This window comes from Streptomyces sp. NPDC050448 (assembly GCF_040655295.1).
Classification (GTDB): Bacteria; Actinomycetota; Actinomycetes; order Streptomycetales; family Streptomycetaceae; genus Streptomyces.
Map to the genome: position 1 here is coordinate 15,035 of NZ_JBFAJR010000035.1, position 16,471 is coordinate 31,505.

At 67.8% G+C, this 16,471-nt stretch carries 17 protein-coding genes and 1 pseudogene; 13 read left to right on the top strand and 5 right to left on the bottom strand.

The window, feature by feature from the left end:
• Nucleotides 1–19 precede the first annotated feature (19 nt).
• The 8 genes from AB0I68_RS30620 to AB0I68_RS30655 all read left to right on the top strand — a co-directional run bounded on the left by AB0I68_RS30620 (nucleotide 20) and on the right by AB0I68_RS30655 (nucleotide 7,864).
• Nucleotides 20–1,438, top strand: coding sequence for a DUF6177 family protein (locus AB0I68_RS30620; protein ID WP_363180608.1), 1,419 nt, complete (start codon nucleotides 20–22; stop codon nucleotides 1,436–1,438).
• Nucleotides 1,439–1,549: 111 nt separating this feature from the next.
• A complete protein-coding gene (locus AB0I68_RS30625) occupies nucleotides 1,550–1,882 on the top strand; it encodes a hypothetical protein (protein ID WP_363180609.1) in 333 nt (110 codons plus the stop codon).
• A gap of 57 nt (nucleotides 1,883–1,939) precedes the next feature.
• Entirely contained in the window at nucleotides 1,940–2,251 is a 312-nt protein-coding gene (locus AB0I68_RS30630; RefSeq protein ID WP_363180610.1) for a pore-forming ESAT-6 family protein, read from the top strand.
• 39 nt (nucleotides 2,252–2,290) lie between these two features.
• A complete protein-coding gene (locus AB0I68_RS30635; protein ID WP_363180611.1) occupies nucleotides 2,291–2,740 on the top strand; it encodes a DUF6507 family protein in 450 nt (149 codons plus the stop codon).
• A gap of 233 nt (nucleotides 2,741–2,973) precedes the next feature.
• Entirely contained in the window at nucleotides 2,974–5,331 is a 2,358-nt protein-coding gene (locus AB0I68_RS30640; protein ID WP_363180612.1) for a hypothetical protein, read from the top strand.
• 50 nt (nucleotides 5,332–5,381) lie between these two features.
• Nucleotides 5,382–6,308 carry a hypothetical protein gene (locus AB0I68_RS30645; RefSeq protein ID WP_363180613.1) on the top strand — a complete coding sequence of 309 codons (927 nt, stop codon included), beginning with the start codon at nucleotides 5,382–5,384 and terminating at the stop codon, nucleotides 6,306–6,308.
• 298 nt (nucleotides 6,309–6,606) lie between these two features.
• Complete coding sequence (locus tag AB0I68_RS30650) at nucleotides 6,607–7,257, top strand: hypothetical protein (protein WP_363180614.1); 651 nt, start codon at nucleotides 6,607–6,609, stop codon at nucleotides 7,255–7,257.
• 448 nt (nucleotides 7,258–7,705) lie between these two features.
• Nucleotides 7,706–7,864 (top strand): hypothetical protein, encoded by a 159-nt coding sequence (locus AB0I68_RS30655; protein ID WP_363180615.1) that lies wholly within the window; start codon nucleotides 7,706–7,708, stop codon nucleotides 7,862–7,864.
• Between the two features lie 12 nt (nucleotides 7,865–7,876).
• Here AB0I68_RS30655 and AB0I68_RS30660 read toward each other — a convergent pair.
• Nucleotides 7,877–8,056, bottom strand: a pseudogene (locus AB0I68_RS30660) (ATP-binding protein); the annotation flags it as partial.
• Between AB0I68_RS30660 and AB0I68_RS30665 the strand changes: the two are divergent.
• The 5 genes from AB0I68_RS30665 (at nucleotide 8,052) to AB0I68_RS30685 (ending at nucleotide 12,963) form a co-directional block, all read left to right on the top strand.
• Nucleotides 8,052–8,234, top strand: a complete 183-nt coding sequence (locus tag AB0I68_RS30665) for a hypothetical protein (RefSeq protein ID WP_363180616.1) — start codon at nucleotides 8,052–8,054, stop codon at nucleotides 8,232–8,234. The pseudogene AB0I68_RS30660 and the gene AB0I68_RS30665 overlap by 5 nt on opposite strands.
• Before the next feature lie 508 nt (nucleotides 8,235–8,742).
• The gene (locus AB0I68_RS30670) at nucleotides 8,743–9,519 is read left to right on the top strand and encodes a TnsA-like heteromeric transposase endonuclease subunit (protein ID WP_363180617.1); all 777 of its coding nucleotides are present in this window, start codon (nucleotides 8,743–8,745) and stop codon (nucleotides 9,517–9,519) included.
• Nucleotides 9,516–11,579, top strand: coding sequence for a Mu transposase C-terminal domain-containing protein (locus tag AB0I68_RS30675; protein WP_363180618.1), 2,064 nt, complete (start codon nucleotides 9,516–9,518; stop codon nucleotides 11,577–11,579). The genes AB0I68_RS30670 and AB0I68_RS30675 overlap by 4 nt, the downstream gene beginning before the upstream one ends.
• Nucleotides 11,576–12,595 (top strand): ATP-binding protein, encoded by a 1,020-nt coding sequence (locus AB0I68_RS30680; RefSeq protein ID WP_363180619.1) that lies wholly within the window; start codon nucleotides 11,576–11,578, stop codon nucleotides 12,593–12,595. The genes AB0I68_RS30675 and AB0I68_RS30680 overlap by 4 nt, the downstream gene beginning before the upstream one ends.
• Complete coding sequence (locus tag AB0I68_RS30685; protein ID WP_363180620.1) at nucleotides 12,592–12,963, top strand: hypothetical protein; 372 nt, start codon at nucleotides 12,592–12,594, stop codon at nucleotides 12,961–12,963. Before AB0I68_RS30680 ends, AB0I68_RS30685 begins: the two co-directional genes overlap by 4 nt.
• A gap of 228 nt (nucleotides 12,964–13,191) precedes the next feature.
• Here AB0I68_RS30685 and AB0I68_RS30690 read toward each other — a convergent pair whose 3' ends face one another.
• The 4 genes from AB0I68_RS30690 to AB0I68_RS30705 form a co-directional block, all read right to left on the bottom strand.
• On the bottom strand, nucleotides 13,192–13,740 hold the full coding sequence (locus AB0I68_RS30690) for a hypothetical protein (protein WP_363180621.1): 549 nt from the start codon (nucleotides 13,738–13,740) through the stop codon (nucleotides 13,192–13,194).
• Between the two features lie 400 nt (nucleotides 13,741–14,140).
• Nucleotides 14,141–14,932 (bottom strand): hypothetical protein, encoded by a 792-nt coding sequence (locus AB0I68_RS30695; RefSeq protein ID WP_363180622.1) that lies wholly within the window; start codon nucleotides 14,930–14,932, stop codon nucleotides 14,141–14,143.
• A gap of 209 nt (nucleotides 14,933–15,141) precedes the next feature.
• Complete coding sequence (locus AB0I68_RS30700; RefSeq protein WP_363180623.1) at nucleotides 15,142–15,969, bottom strand: C1 family peptidase; 828 nt, start codon at nucleotides 15,967–15,969, stop codon at nucleotides 15,142–15,144.
• The gene (locus AB0I68_RS30705) at nucleotides 15,966–16,256 is read right to left on the bottom strand and encodes a hypothetical protein (RefSeq protein WP_363180624.1); all 291 of its coding nucleotides are present in this window, start codon (nucleotides 16,254–16,256) and stop codon (nucleotides 15,966–15,968) included. The genes AB0I68_RS30700 and AB0I68_RS30705 overlap by 4 nt, the downstream gene beginning before the upstream one ends.
• Between the last annotated feature and the right edge of the window lie 215 nt (nucleotides 16,257–16,471).

Genomic DNA, 16,471 nt, shown 5'->3' on the forward strand with positions numbered 1-16,471 from the left:
CGAAGGACCGTACGACCACATGACCAAGGACGTCATAGCCCTCACCCAGCGGATGCCCGACCCCTGGGCCGTGCTCGCGGGCCTCCTCTCGGGGGGCCCCGACAAGCTGGTGGACACGACGGGCGAGGGGGCGGTCGTACAGCTCTGCGACGAGCACGGCCGACCGCTGGTCTCCGTCGAGGCGCCCCTGCTGATGCAGGTCGAGGGAGAGGCCGAACGACTCCTCGGCGCGACGCCGCCGCGCGTCCCTTTCTGGTGGACCGAGGCCCGCGCCACCACCGGCGTCCCCGAGGCCGAACGGCTCGCGGGGACCTTCGCGGCCCGTCTCGCGGCCCTGTCGGGTGGGACCGCATGGCCGCCGGAAGCCACGCGCTCGCTGGGAGTGGTGCAGACCGACGGGATCAGCGTCGCGCCCACGCCTGCCGCGGCGCAGCCCGCCGTCGACGTGCTGACCGGCAGTGTCGCCGTCGTCATCATGGACCGTCCGGTCGTCGCCATGACGGCCTGGCTCTCCGATGCCTTCCGGGCCGCCGCCGCGGCCGAGCGTGGCCTGCAGATCGTCACCCCGCCCGGGACGAAGCTCTCCCCGGCGGTGCTGGCGAACATGCCGGGCTGGCCGTCGCGGTGGGTCGTGCAGGACGAGCGGGACGGCTACTACGACGGCATGTCGGGCGCGGTGCTGCGCTGGCAGGAGGGCATGTTCGCCACCGTGGTCCCCGCCGACGCGACCGCGGACGACCCGCGAACGCCGGTGGCGGCCTCATACCAGGAGGTCACGAGCACGGGCGAACGGCAGCTGACCGTCACCTTCCGCACGATCCACCCCGCGGACGAACGCCTCGTCCTCGGCGGGGCCCTGGAGGCCGTGTGGCGCGAACTGACCGGCGAGGCCCCGGCGGGATGGGGGACCGCCGAACCGGCCAATCTGCCCTGGTCGCCGGGCCGGTTGACCGATGTGGCCTTCGCGCGCGCCCCCGAGCCGACCTGGCTCGTGGTGGTCGGCAGCCCGGACCGGCCCGGGCTCGCCACCGTGCGGATCACCCGCACGAAGGCGGGCGTCGAGGAGACAGTGACGCTCGCGTTCGGCTACGGCGCGGACGAGGAAGTGCCGTTGGACGCCGTGCAGCGGACTGCCGAGGCACTCGTCACCCGACACCACCTCCAGTCGATGCTCGTACAACTCCGCAAAGCACGCCGCGACCTGCTGGTGCCGCCCCGGTTCGAAGGCCCTGGGGTGCCGCTGGCCTTCGCGCTCGGCGCGGAGGAGGTCCGGAAAATGCCGGACGACCGTGCGCTGCGCACGCCACTGTCCGAGCCACCTGTCAGGCTGGGGCCGAAGGCGCGACCCGCGTACTACTACCCGCTGCCCGGGAATCCTTCGGACCTGGCCGGATGGGCCGACTTCGAGCGGTTGATGCGGCACCTGAAGGGCGCATGACCTACCGATTGTCATGCATTTGTCACAGCTTGCGCTCCATACGCGGCCGCAGTGACGCAAGTTGATAGGAATGGGCATACTTTTGATCATTCGAGTGTGAGGGGGAGTGGGATGAAGTTCGACATGGGGACGCAGGTTCTGACGAGCCTGATGTCCAAGTCGCGGAACTCGAGCACGGACCTGGGGACGCTGATCCAGCAGCTGATCAATGCAGCGCACCCGCTCGAGGGCAAGTTCAACGGCCAGGGCAAGGTGGCGTTCGACTCGTTCAAGACGCGTGCGGACGGGATCACGAAGGAGCTGAACGCGTCGCTGGCGGCCATCCTGGGCGGCCAGTCGGGCATGGAGAAGGCCTTCGCGTCGGGCGACCAGGAACAGGGCGACAACGCGAAGCAGCAGATGTCGTCTGCGAACTTCGACGCCGCCCGTTTCCGCGGCCGCTGACGCCGAGGAACAAGTCCGGTTCAGAACTTACCTTTTCTCACGGGGAGCGTGATCGCGGTGGCTGGTGGCCAGGACCGTCGTTCGTACGACATCGGCGCGTCGACCGAGGCGCAGGGCAACATCCAGGCGGTGATCGACCAGCTGGAGTTGGTCATCACCGCGCGTGACGGGCAGGTGAAGGCCGCCATGGCGGACTTCAAGGCGGACGGCGTGGACGGCGAGTACCACGCCAAGGAGCAGCGCTGGAAGAACGCTTCGGAGGAAGTGAAGAACATCATCCGGCTGCTTCGGTCGACGCTGGACAAGAACGACGGCACGGCACGGCAGACGCTGGCGCGCGCGAAGGCCGCAGTGGACGGCATCGGCTGAACAAGCCATGAGCGATCAGTTAGGTACCGGGGGACGTAGATGACGGCGTGGGATATCAAGCCTCAGGGCGTGCAGGGGCAGTTGAAGACCGTCGGAGGTAACGCCGGCGAGCTGCAGAAGGCCTTGGACGCCCTGATCGCCGCGATGGCTCAGGCGGCTCAGGCGGCGGGGACGGCGGTGCCCGGCTCGGTGTCGGGGATGAGTCCGCAAGGCCCCTTGGCCCCCGGTGCGGCCCCGGCCCCCGGCCAGGCCTTCCTGTCGTCGAAGAAGGCCATGGGCCCCGTGGCAGCGGCTCTGGGGCAGTACCTGAACGAGCGCCAGCCGGAGTTCACGTCGATGTACGAGCGGATCGAGGCCTGCATCCTGGGCGCCGCCAAGGCGACGAACGAGTACCTCGAAGGAGACCTCGAGCACGCCAAGGCGGCGCAGGACGCGGCCAGGGCCGTCAACCTGCAGGCCCTGCGAGAACAGCCGGGAGGCGCGAAGTGAGCAGCAACGCGCCGGTCGACCCGGCCGAGGTGCCCGTCTTCACCGGCGACTTCGCGGAGCTGGACAAACAGATCAAGGCGATCTCGTCGGGCGGGGCCGCCGTCTCTACGAAGACGAGTGACGTCCACACGAGCTTCGGCGGACTCCAGGCCTTCTACCAGGCCCCCGAGGCCGACCAGCTGTTCGCCACGACCAAGCCCGTCGCAGACCTGGGACTGAAACTCAGCACGGACATGTGCACCATCGCCGGCGCGCTGGGCACCTACGCCCGCGACGCCGAGCCCTTGGCGAGGCGGCTGGACAGCCTGAAGAAGGAAGCAGAATCGTTTCGCTCCAAGGTCGCAGGCGACGAGAAGTGGAACGAAGACGGTGATCTGACCGACCAGAACCTCGAACGCCGCAACAAGATCGCCGAGGTCTGGGCCCAGTTCCAGGATGTGGAAACGGCCGCTCACGCCAAGATCGTCGCTCTCGTGGGCGGGCACGCGCTCATCAAGGACGACGGCTCCCACGCCGCCGGCATGTACGGCTACGACGCCGAAGCACTCAAGCAGTCCAAATCCCTGCCATGGGGCGACGCGGTGGAGGAATCCGTTCCCGCCTGGCAGGTATGGGAACACGCCTGGGACTTCGGCAAGGGCTTCGTCGTCGACGGCATAGGCGGCACCCTCGCAGGACTCGGTGGCCTGGTCGGCTATGACGGCTGGGACACGTTCAAGGCGTCGTGGACGGGACTGGCCAAACTCTCCACCGCTACGGCGATCACCTCGATCCCGGGTGTGGGCCCGCTCTTCTTCGCCGTACCGGACGACAAGCTGCCCTCGTGGCTGCGCGAATCGCGCACGGCGATGAAGGAGACCGGCAAGGCACTGCTGGCCTGGGACCAGTGGGGCTCGAACCCCTCCCGTGCTGCGGGCGCGGTCACCTTCAACGTGATCACCACCATCTGCACGGGCGGCACGGGCGCCGAGGTGTCCGGGGCGGGCAAGGCAGGCGCAGTCGCCAAGGCGCTGTCGGTCGCCGGCAAGACGGGCAAAATCGTCGACCCGATGACGTACGTCTTCAAGGGTGCGGGCGCCGGCATCTCCAAAATCAGCGACGTGATGGCCGGCCTGAAGAACATGGGCAAGTTCGAGACCCCGAACATCAACGTGGACGGCGCGATAGCCCTCCCGGACGGCGCAAAGATGCTCCCGGACGGCGCGATCCACCTCCCGTCCGGCACCGCGGTCCCCGACGGAGCGGTCAAGCTCCCGGACGGCAACATCAAACTCCCCGACGGCACCACGACGTTCCCGCCGGGCACGGTGAAGCTGCCCAAGAACGGCGCGGCGCAGTTCATGGACCCCGACGGCAACATCTACAACGCCGACGGCACGCTCAAGCAGGATGTCAAGAACGCACCGACGGGCAAGCCGAACGCGGGCGCGGACACCCCCCGGGTCGACGCCCCGGAAACGGACGCCCCGGCCACGGCGAAGGTTCCGGAGATGGCCGGCGCGGGCGCCCGCGGCGGCGACGGCGCGATCCGCCTGGGAAGCGACATCTCGGACCCCCTCCACCCCGCCGACCACACCCCCGGAACCCACCCGGACACCACCCCTGGCAGCCACGCCCCGGACAACATGCCCCGCAACAGCGCGGACAGCCACACCCCGAACACGGGCAGACACGCGGAAAACTCGACGGGCACGGGCCACTCGGACGGCCCCGGGGGCGACAACCCCCTGCACCCCAACGACCCCACCCTCACCGGCCGACACGCAGGCGACCTCTCGAGCGGCGGCCGGGCGGAGACCCCGTCCGGCGACGGCCTCACCGACACCCCGACGGGGGGCGGTCATGGAGACGGCCCCAATGGCAGTGGTGGGCTCCAGGTGCCCGATGGGCCGAACGGCCCCGGCAGCTGGCAGCAGCCGGTGCACGAGATCGGCCCGCTGGAGCGCGGTGGGGACCTGGAACAACAGATTCGGGATCAGCTGCGAGGCACCAAGGTCAAGCACTCAGACGTGGACGCGATCCTGAAAACCATGTCCGAATCTCCCGCTGGCAAGGAAATGGCCGATACGATAGCTTCGGGCCGATTTAGAGATGCCGAAGGCTTTTCGACCGTGGTCTCCAATCTTGTGCGGCCGAGCGAAATTCCGGGCAGCCTTGAGGCCATGCGTTTGGGGAATCGGCTCCACGAGAGCGGCGTCACGGATGTCTCCTTCGAGCTGAAGCAGGACGGACACGAGATCAAGCCTGGCGTCTTCACCGAGAAAGGCACTGACCTTGATGTGCTGGCACGAGACGCGAACGGCGATGTACACGGCTGGCAGTTCAAGGACATGACGGGAGAGGCATCGCCGAACGCTGCGGACAGGGCGGTCAAGCGGATCTTCAAGAGCATTCATCAGCTCACGGATTCCCACGCCGATGCACAGACCTTCGTGATCGACACCAAGATCGCGAAGGGTGAAATGCTGACCCAGTTCGAGCGGCTCCAGGAAAAGTACGACACCAGGGGTGTGCAGTTCGTGATCCGAACGCCGGACGGAATCATCTTCGTCCCCCGAGACGGTAAGTTCACGCCGGAGGTAACACCGTGATCGCTAGTACGCCAGTTGGGCGATGGACGTGGGGCGACTTCAGTGAGGGCGTGGCCCCGCTCGCTCGGTGCCTCCGCGATCTGTTGGCGGCGCGGGCCGTGCTGGCCTCACACCGGCTCGCGATCGGCGAGCCGGCCATCCGTCTCACCATTTCGGAGGCAGGCAAGCCGAACAGCTTGTTGTTCCAGGGCGAACTCACCCCGGCCGGATCCGCAGAAGAGCTGGCTCACACGGTCAGGGAGGCCCTGGGCCCCGGCCGGATCGGATCCGTGGAGGCCAGGAGTGCCTTGGCCGGCCTGCTGTTCGGCCCGGAGGGAGAGGCCCGGGCGGAAGGCCTGCTTGACCTCAGGACGTCCGCTGATGCGGACTTCGCCACCGTGGAACTGGTGACGTACTCCGATGCCTGGATGCCCTTCGACCTCAAGGGCCGAGCCCAGCCTGCCGTGTACGCGGCGAACGCGCCACGCCTGGCGGCCGTGCTCGAAGAGCTCACCGAAGTACTCGGCTCCGAGGTGGACCCTGAGGACCCGACCTACTTCGGTACACCGACCGAGACGGGTGTCGTCCCCCACATCGACCAGGACGGAACCCCATCCGATTCCTGGTCCCGGTACGAGATCCCGCGCCGGTACGACGTCTTCACCCACTCGCCCGGCTTCGGGCGCATCGGCTACCGGCGCTCGCCAATCGGTGCCGTGTGGTACACGACGGTGACGGACGATCATGGGGTGCTCGGATACCTTTGGGCCTCCGACACCGAGAACGCGGCGAGCCTCGAGCCCCTCGACCTCGACAACGACGAGAGGTATCTGGCCGCTCTCGCGTGGCTGGACCGCCTGCGCTCCGCGCACGACCGCGGGCTGTCCCCCTCCCAGGCCCTCGTCGAGCTGACGGGCTGCTCGCCGGAGGACATCGCGGGTCCCACTGACCTGGCCGCGCTGCGTGCACAGGCGCGCCCGGCTCGGCGTCGGGGATGACACCGCAGGGTCCCCTGGCCCCGGCGCGGCCCCAGCTGCCGGCCTGGCCTTCGCGTCGCGAGGGCCAGGCGACGAACGAGTATCTCGACGGGGACCTGGATCAGGCCAAGCAGGCGCAGGGCGCGGCCAGGGCCGTCAATGCGGCCGATCCCTCGAAGAGGCGGCGTGGCTGCCGGCACACCCGTCGTGCGTTGGCATGGGGGGAGGGTCTGCCGGAGCTCCAGTGTGCAGGAAATCTGAGGGCTGACCACGTTCCCGGGGCCCGTGCGGAAATGTCATCAAGTCGTAGGGAAGTGCGATGTCGATTTTGATGCGCGCGCCGAAGGAGTGCGGCTCGTGGTTCTGGGACCTGGACGACGTGGCGGAGCCCGGTCTGGAGCCCGCGCTCAGGACCGCGGCGCGCATGGGTGCGGTGCTTCAGAAGCACGCTTTGCTGGAGCCGGCCTCACTTGAGTGGAACTGGTTCCAGGTCGGCAAGGGTGGCCTCGGCATCCACAACCGCCTGGACCTCGGCGGGCGTTCGCTCGGTGATCCGGCACTGCCCGATGACATCCGCGCCTGCCGGCCGGGCGGCCATCCGCAAGCAGAGATGGGCGGAATCCTCGTGCTGGGATCCGGCGCCTGGTTCGACGCCAGCGGAACACGCCACAACGAGTACCGCCTGGTCGAACTCATGGTGTCACCCGACGAGATCGGCCCCTCGGCGGAACTGTCCGTGTACCACGACGTATGGGGTCAGTGTGATTTCCGGGGCGATCCGCACCCGGCCATCCATGCCAACAACGCGCCGCGGCTCGCATCAGCCCTGCAGGAGCTCGACCAGTTGCTCGGGGTCGAGGCGGAGCCCGGCGAGCCGACGTACTACGGTCGAGCCGAGGGTTACGGGCTCGAGGCTCCCGACATCATCGACGGGCGTGGGCCGGACCTCACCGATACCGAATTCGGGTAGGCGGGACATCTGTTTCAACGGCAACCTGGCGGTGCTGGATGAGCAGGTGAAGGAGTCGGGATCCCCGACCGGAACCGCTTCGGAAGCCCGCACGGGGGCGTGGAGCATGGTGGCGGCCCCGGCCAGCGGCGAGGGCGGCCCATCCTCGATGGACCAAGGGCGGGCCCGAGGGCATACCGCTTGCATGGTGCAGGCAGGTCGCAACCCGTGGTGGTCGCTGTCGTTACACGAGCGGAGTGTGGACGCTCACGTAATTCCCCAGCCAGAAGTTCACGTAATTCCCCAGGCTCCCCGTCGTGGCCCAGGTGTCTCGGCCGACGACGCTGCTCGTTAGAGTGCCTGCGTGTCGAAGACGAGCGTGAGTAACGAGACAGGCAGCCTGCTCTGCCTCTCGGTGGAACCCTGGGGAACTGATCACTGGATGCGTCCGGGTGAGTAGTTCACCGTCGTGACCGAGACGGAGCTCGAGGAGTCGCCGTTCAACGTCGTCGTTCATGATCAGGGCATCACGGTGTGGGTGAATTCGGGAAGTGACGCCGAGGCCTTCGACAAGATCGGCAATCCGGCGCCGTGCGGGCATCAGCGGCCTGCCAACGCCGGATTCTGACCGGTCGGGTCGTCAGGTGAGTCGCTTGACGGGCCTGTCGGTGGCGTTCTTGGGCCGCTTGTTCGGGCGGTAGCTGGGGCCGTTCATGATGACCTGGTGACTGGTGTTGATCAGCCGGTCCAGGAGTGACTCGGCCACGACTGGGTTGGGGAAGAGCGGATACCAGTCGCTGGGTGCCCGGTTGCTGGTGAGCCTGCCGCTCGGACCAGCCAAGGACGAAGCCGAGGCGTGGATCGCCTGGGCCGAGAACCACGTGCAACGCCTGAATCCGCTCAGCGGTTCACCGTTGATGCCGGAAATCCCCGAGCCCCGGGCCGAGGACCTCAAACCGTTCATGCATGGCTTGAGCCCCTACGGACCCAGCTACTGAGCACCCGCTCTGCCGGCTGCCAGCCGCGAAGCCGCACCTGGCAGCGCGCCCGCCGCCGCAACCAGCGACGGCGGAACAGACCGATTTTCTTCAAGTCTCCGCAAAGCCGGACCGCACAAACCGAGCTCAGCACCCAGCTCGACTCGCACGATCACAGCCCCTGACGCCGCGTCAGAACGAGCGTCATTTCAGCGTCAGGAGCGTCAATTCAGCGTCGAGATATCGCCCGTAACGCCCACAATGCACATAACGCACACCGGGAAATCCGCAGGTCAGGCGCCCTTCGTAATCGGCTCCAGGATCGCCACGCACTCCATGTGGTGCGTCATCGAAATCATGTGTATGGAAAACAGGTGGAAAGAAACCGCAAGTCAGAAGCCCGCAAGGGATAAATCGGGCCCATGCCCGTGTGCGTTACGTGCAGAGTGAGTGACCTCTGACAGGGGATCTTGCTCGTTTGCCAAGTGATCTTGACGACCAGTAGGTTTCTGCCACTTGATCTTGACCGATGGGTCTCGTCTGGTGGGGGGAGACCGTGGCTGGTGCCGCGCTGGCGTACGGCGATGCCGTCTTGTCGGCCTTTGAGCTGGGGTTTGTCGAGTCCGGGCAGTACTGCCGGCTGCCGTTGGGTCAGGGCTGGAACCGTCGGTTCGAGGCGGCCGATCCGGTCCGGGAGTTCCGGTGGGCCAAGGGCGGGGAGAGTTTCGCCGGTCTGTACTACTCGGTCACGGTGGGCGCCCACGTGGGCTACGAGTCGTGGTTGGAGCGGGATCAACTGATCCTGCTGGACCGCGATCCCGAGGTGGTCGGGATCGCGTCGCAGCCGTTCTGGCTGCACTGGCACGACGGGAAGCGGCGGCGCCGGCACGCGCCCGACTTCTTCGTGCGGCTGGGAGACGGCCGGGGCCGGGTCGTGGACGTGCGGGCTGGCGACCGGATCGACCGGGCGGCCGCCGAGTCGTTCGAGGAGACCGAGCGGGCCTGCCGGGCGGTGGGCTGGGAGTTCATCCGCGTCGGCGAGGTGGATCCGGTGCTGATGGCGAACGTGCGGTGGCTGTCGCGCTACCGCCGGCGCCGTTGCGCGCGGGCGGACGTTGCCGAGCGGCTGCTGGGGGTGTTCGCGGAGCCGGCCCCGCTGAGGCCCGGGGCGGAGGGGGTGGGCGATCCGCTGCTGGTGCTGCCGGTCCTGTTCCACCTGCTGTGGTCCGGCGTGCTGAGGGCCGATCTTGAGGGCGGGCTGCTGTCATCCGACAGCCTCGTCGTGACGAGGAGGGGAGAACGATGAGCGGGCTGCAGCGGCCGGTCGGAATCCGGGTCGGCGCATGGGTGCGCTTTGGCGGGCAGGTCCGTGCCGTCGTGGGCGTCACGGCCAGGACGGTGACGCTGACGGACACGGAGGCCGGCCAGCGCGTCGTGGCGGTGGAGGACCTGACGGGCGAGGCGGACTTCGCCGTCGTCGACATCCCGGTCCGGATGCCGCTTCCGGCCTCGTCACGGCTGGAGACGTTCCCGGCCAAGGCGGTCGAGAAGGCCCTGTGGTGGGAGGGGCACATCCTCGAAGTGCTGCACGGGCGGCCTCCGGAGGCCGGGCCGGACACCGCGCCGCGGCCGGAGTACGGTCCGGACTGCTCGCTGACGGCCCGCCAGCGGGCCAAGGCCGCTGAGCTGACTGCGGCCGGCACCAAGGTGTCGGCCAGCGCGGTCGCCAACCTGCGGCGCCGCTACCAGGCCGAGGGCGTGCTGGGCCTGGTCGACCACCGCCAGGCCGCGAAGCGGCCTGAGTTCGGCTCGGTGGACGAGCGGGTGGTGAGCGCGATGCGCACGGCCATCAGCGAAGCCGTTGACGCCTCCACCAGGACGGGGTCGTTCATCCTCTGGCGGACCGGGGAGATCCTGCGCGAGACCTCCGGGACCGAGGATCTCGAGGTGCCCTCGGAGCGCACCCTCTACCGGCTGCTGGCGAAGCTGACCGACGGCACCCACACCTTCAGCGCGGCGAGTACCCGCCGCTCCAAGGCCCACGGGGCGAAGGCTCCGTTCGGCGAGCTCCCGGCGTTCGCCCCGGGCGAGGTCATGCAGATCGACTCGACCCCGCTGGACGTGATGGTCCTGCTCGACGACGGCGTCCCGGGCCGGGTCGAGCTTACGGCCATGATCGACGTGGCCACGCGGACACTCACCGCGGCGGTGCTGCGGCCGACGACGAAGGCGGTCGACGCGAGCGTTCTGCTGGCCAGAACTGTCACCCCGGAGCTGATGCGGCCAGGCTGGGCGGACGTGCTGAGGATGTCCCGCTCGGTGCTGCCGCATCGCCGGCTGCTGAGTCTGGACGAGCGCCTGGAGCACGCCGCGGCCCGCCCGGTGATCGTTCCGGAGATGATCGTCTGTGACCATGGCAAGGCGTTTATCTCCCGGAACTTCAAGTCGTCCTGCCGGTTCCTGGAGATCGACTTCCAGCCCGCGCACAAGGGCTCCGGCTTCGAGAAGGGCCACATCGAGTCGATGCTGGGCTCGGTGGCGACGCTGTTCGTCCAGTTCCTGCCCGGTTACACCGGTCGCAGCGCGGACCATCGCAGCCGTCACCCGGAGCGCGAGCGGATCTGGTCGCTGCTGGAACTGCAGGAGTTCCTGGACGAGTGGATCGTCGCGCACTGGCAGAACCGGCCGCACGACGGCCTGCGCGACCCCGCCCACCCGGGCCGGCTGTTCACGCCGAACCAGAAGTACGCGGCGCTGGTCGAGGCCTGCGGCTACGTCCCCGTCGCGCTCACCGGCGACGACTACGTCGAGCTGCTGCCCTCGGACTGGCGGGCGGTCAACGACTACGGGATCCGGGTCAAGAACCGCATCTACGACAGCCCCGGCCTGACCCCTCTGCGGCGCCAGGACTCCGGAATCCGCGCCAAGCGCGGGCTCTGGGAGGTCCACCGCGACCCCTACGACATCTCCCAGATCTGGGTACGCGACCACCGCGCCGACGGGCGCCGGTGGATCCAAGCGACCTGGAAGCAGCTGCACCGGGCACCGGTGCCGTTCGGCGATCTGGCCTGGGACCACGTCAGCCACCAGATGCCCGGCGCCACCGAGGCGGAGATCGCCGACGCGGTCGCCTCCTTGCTCACCCGGGCCCACGCCGGACCGGCGGGCGAACCGAAGCCCAAGACGACCAGGCGCGACCGCCGGGTGGCCGCCCGGACCAAGGCGGCCGGGCCGGCTACCCCGCTGCCCGCGCAGACCTCTGACGAGCCCGCTCCCGCACCCGAGCCGGAGGCCGAGGAGAAGCTCGCCGACGTGATCCCGCTCGGCCTGTTCGACCCGCTCGAAGATCCCTGGAGACGACGATGACGCTGCCGGACACCGACGACGCCGGGCAGCACCTGACCACGAAGGACGGCTGGCGCCGGTTCGTGGCCGGCGACCCGAAGCCGCCCCACATACCGGCGCCGTCGCCGAAGTCATACGCCAAGCTGCCCAGGGAAACCCGCCTGAAGCTGGACGACCTGCGCATCGACCATCACGCCCGCCTGATGGTCGTGGCCACCTCCACCGTCCGCCACACCGTCACCACGGGCCGCCGCCTGGTCATGCTGAACCGGCACGCGATCAGCGCCCGCCGGGGCCTGATCGTCTCCGGCCCGGCCGGCACCGGGAAGACCATCGCGCTCACCCAGCTCGGCCTGGCGCACGAGCTCAACGACCGCCATGTCCACCCCGACGCCCACGGCCGCATCCCGGTTCTCTACATCACCGTCCCGCCCGCGGCGACCGCCCGGATGATCGCCGCGGAGTTCGCGCGCTTCCTGGGCCTGCCGGTGCACCGCCGGCTCAACACCACCGACATCATCGAGGCCGTCGTCGGCATCTGCACCACGGCCCGCACCGGCCTCGTGATCGTCGACGAGGTCCACAACATCTCCCTGACCACCCGCCAGGGCGCCGAAGTCTCCGACACCCTGAAGTACTTCTCCGAGCGCATCCCCGCCACGTTCATCTACGCCGGCATCGACATCGAGCACAGCTCGATCCTTTCGGGCACCCGCGGTGCACAGATCGCCGGACGTTTCACCCTCATCCCCACCCACCCCTTCCCCTACAACGACGAGTGGAAGGGCCTGGTCAAGACGATGGAGGACACCCTGCTGCTGCACCACCACAAGCCGGGCACCCTCGCCGGACTGGACCGCTACCTCCACGACCGCACCGGCGGCATGATCGGCGCCCTCTCCCACCAGATCCGCGGAGCCGCGATCGACGCCATCCTCACCGGCACCGAGAAGATCACCCAAGCTGGACTCGAAGCCATCCCCCTGGACGTCACCGCCAGCACCCAGGCTCCCCAGCCCAGAAGAGCCACCCGGTGAACCCACCGATGCACGGACTGGACCGCCCGGTCGTGGCACTGCCGATCCAGGTCTTCCCCCGCCCCTGCGAAGGCGTCGAGACGTTCATCGCACGCCTCTCGCAGGCGAACTACCTCAAGCCCTTCTACCTGCGCGCCTACCTCTGTGACCCTCCCATGACGGCCGGCGCCCTCAGCTGGTCCCGCCTCGCCGCCGCGACCGGACGAGACCCCGTCGAACTCCAGGACGTCCTCGAACGCACACCACCGCCGCCGCCCGACCTCCTGCTCTGCGAGTACTGCGGCCGCCCGCCCCGACCGAACGTCGAGGCCGGCCGCCGGCTCCCTGGTGGTGCTCGGCCCGATGCCGACGCAGAGACGATCTCCTGAAGAGCGCACCCTCCAGCAACGGCATCCTCCCGGACCAGAAGCAGGTCCTGCCCTGCCCCGGCTGCGGAGCCCAGTTCATCCAGCCCGCGGTCAGCCCACGTAGTGCCTGTTCACCCCGCTGTCACGGCAGGAACGTTCGTGCGCAACAAGCCGAGCTGGCTCTCTACGAGAACCCGGACACCATCGAAGGCGACGGCACGGAACCAGGTGAGCTGACCGGGTCTGCCCCTACGATTCAGCATCTGCCTGGCGAGCTGTCGTCCAGTGCTCCTCGAACTCGCTCCGGCTGATCTCTTCTCTCGAGAGCACAGGGTCGAAGACGTCCACGATCGGTGGGTTGAACGGCCAATCATCAGGGCCACTGCGCACGGCGGTTCCGTCCTCGGCCAGCTCGACTTGGCGAATCCGACGCCCGTCGGACCCCACCTCCATCAGATAGACGACCGGCTCATCGCCCTCCTCGTCCCAGCGACGCCGCAGGAATACAACGTCCCTCTCTGCAAGCGCACCGAAGCCTTCACACTCACGCTGGGCGTCACGCTGGGCGCGCAGACCATCCAGTCCAGGAGGCATTCGAGGACCGTCGATGTCGACTTCCTCCAGGCCCTCATCCCGAGACCGGGCCACAGCGTCCGGGTCGGTGACCACCTCAACCCAGGCGAACGTTTCGAGAACCTCCCGCTTGGAACGCGCTCGGACCCACCACCATGAACCGCCCATCCCGTAGTCGTGCAGAACGAGGAAGGGGCGCTTGGGCGCGTCAGCGTTGTCGGTCATGAAGGCTGAGCCTAGCCAGCCCCGCTGCGGAGCTGTTGGCCTGGTCAAACTCACATGGCAAACGGTCAAGATCACCTGTCAGAGGTCAGTGAGCGGTAAGTGCAACATGCCGACGCTTATCTGGTCGTCGGCGCAGATCCTGCCATCCCGGTAGAGAAACACCAGGTCAGGGGCCTGATTCCCATCGCGGGTCACACCCGTGAGTGGTTGCTCCACCTGCTCGGGAGCCACCCGTGAGGCAACTGGGAGGCGCGGCTCCAAGCGATCCCTCACAGAGATCCCCCCTCCAGAGGCGGCCCGGCGTAGTACCAGCCACTGGTCGTGGCCGGCGCCATCAAGATCGCTATCGAAGGATGCCCGCTGATGCTGGACAGTGCACCTGAGGCGACTCCGCGTCGGATCAGCTCCCGGAGATGTTAGCTGTGAGCACGCGGATGGCTTCGCGGGTGCTGTCCGCGGCGAAGCGAACCTCTCGCACCTCCTGCGTCGGCTTCCCGGGCTTGGGTGCCACGGAGTAGGGCTCGCGCAGTTTGATGCTGAGGGTGGTGGAGTCGCCGATCGGCATCGCCAACACCCCATCGCTGATGTTGACCGCCCTGCGGTAGCCGCTGTGTCGGGACGAGCGAACCGATTCGACGAGCTCTAGAGGAATGGTGATTTGAGTGAAATGTGCGAAGCGCAGGACGATTTTGCCGTCACCGACCGTGTGGGGGCGGATGGAGAGTGCCGCGATGAATCCGAGCACCCATACCGTCCCGTATACGGAGAGCACAAGCAGGGCGATGCGCGCCACCGTCCAAGGGATCAGCAGTTCGACGGCGAGGATCTCCAGTGGCACAAGGAAGACCATCACCCACATAATTGGCTTGATTTCGGAGCCATAGCTCAGGATCTGGTGTCCTTCTGGCGCGTCGGGCTTCCGACGGATCCAGCGCCAAAGTGCACGGAAGAGTCCGAACTCCATCCCTATCGCTTTGGCAACGGGCGCGGGTAACACTGCGGACAGCGCCTGGTTGAGGGCCTCTTGCCCGTCGGCTCCCTGGCTCTTAGAGGCGCGGAAGGCCCGCCTGGCCAGGGTGATTTCAGTGATGACGATGCTGGCTAGCAGGAGTTCGAGAAATAGTCCCACCGCAACGGCTTCGCCTAGGCTGAACACGCCGGTCCATACAAGACAGACCTGGGCGAGGACCACGGTGGGTGCTGCCCATCGGGCAGCGGTTGCCAAGAACTTCCTCAACGTTACTCACCTGTCCTTGCACGGGTGCTCGGTGTCTTGGCAATCATGGCAGGCACCTCTTCACGAGGAAGCGGGGGTAAGTATGTTGCTGGCCATATTCGTTCGCATGAATCAGAGTGCGGAGGGCGCACTGCAGAGAGTTGGCTGTGCCACGGCGGTAACCGTCACAGTTGCACCCAGTCCTGTTCCACGACAATCCAGTGTTCACCTGTCAGTTGCTGTTCGAGGAATGCATAGGGCAGGAGGCCGTAGCCTTTGTCGCCCCACTGGGTCCCCCAGCTGTTGCGAACCTGGAACGCGCCTGGACCGGTGCATCGGTCGTACGGAGCGGTATCGACGTGGTCGTCGTAGCCTGTCAGGAGGACGACATGGGGCCCCACGGACTGCTCGGTCGTCATCTGCACGGGGAAGACACCGCCGTTGACCAAGGACATGGAGATCGAGGGGCAGAGCCGGATCTCCACACTCACCGGGATCCCCCGGGCAATCGCGCGGCGGGCCAGATCCAGCGCATCCGCTCCGTCGGAGGTGGACAGTCGGCTGATTACGGGGTGTGTGCGCCGTGCGGTGACACGGCAGTGCTCGGGTGGGTCTCGATCCACCCTAGTCAGGCCTTGCTGATCGTAGGGCCAGGCTGCTTCCTCGCACAGCCCGGATTCCGCCCAGGCCCGGAAGCTGTGTTCCAGCCGCGAGCCCTTGCGGTCGGCGGATCCCGCGAGTACGCGGGAGAGGCGGTAGTTGAACAGGACCGAGCCGGTGAACTCCACGCGCTCGGCCCGGCGGGCGTAGTAGCCGGCTATGGCCGTGGTGACTGCGGCGGTGCACAACGGAACCTGACCCTGGTTGATCACAGGCGGCATCCAACTGGACAGGTCCATGTGTTCCGGTGTCCGGCCGCTGCTCCACCAGGGGGGCTGGATCCGGGAGAGATAGGCGGCGTCGGCGGTCACGGTGTTCGGTGGGGTGTCTTGCCGTGTCGTTTCGCCAGTCATGTCCGGTCCTGCTTCTGTGTGGTGCCACGGTTCAGAATCGTCTGGTCGATCCGCTTCTGGCGGCGGGCTGCGGCGGCGTAGAACTGCTGCAGTGCTGCGCCGTCGAAGTCCGATACGGGCCTGGCCTCGGAGAGGAAGGCGCCGGTGCTCTCACCGCGGATGAGGAGCGCGCTGTCCTCTCCCGCTGTGGGGACAACTTGCGGGGTGACGTAGTCGATCGCGAGGTTGAAGCGTCCGCTGCCCGTGCGGTTGGGACCTGAGCAATGGGGGCGGGCCGCGATCTCCACCGCACTCCCCCCGGCCACGTCGAACAGCCTCAGCCCCGACACCCCCCATAGCTCGTGCTCCGCAGGCCTCAACGGTGAGGGAGCCCGAATTGTTTCCGGCGGAGCCATCAGGGTTGTGCGGTCCCGTAAGAGCAGCGCGTGCCCAACCGTCGGACCCCTCCCCGGCCGCACTCATGATGCCTACCGAGAGTGACGGGGTGGGGGTGCCCTTTGTG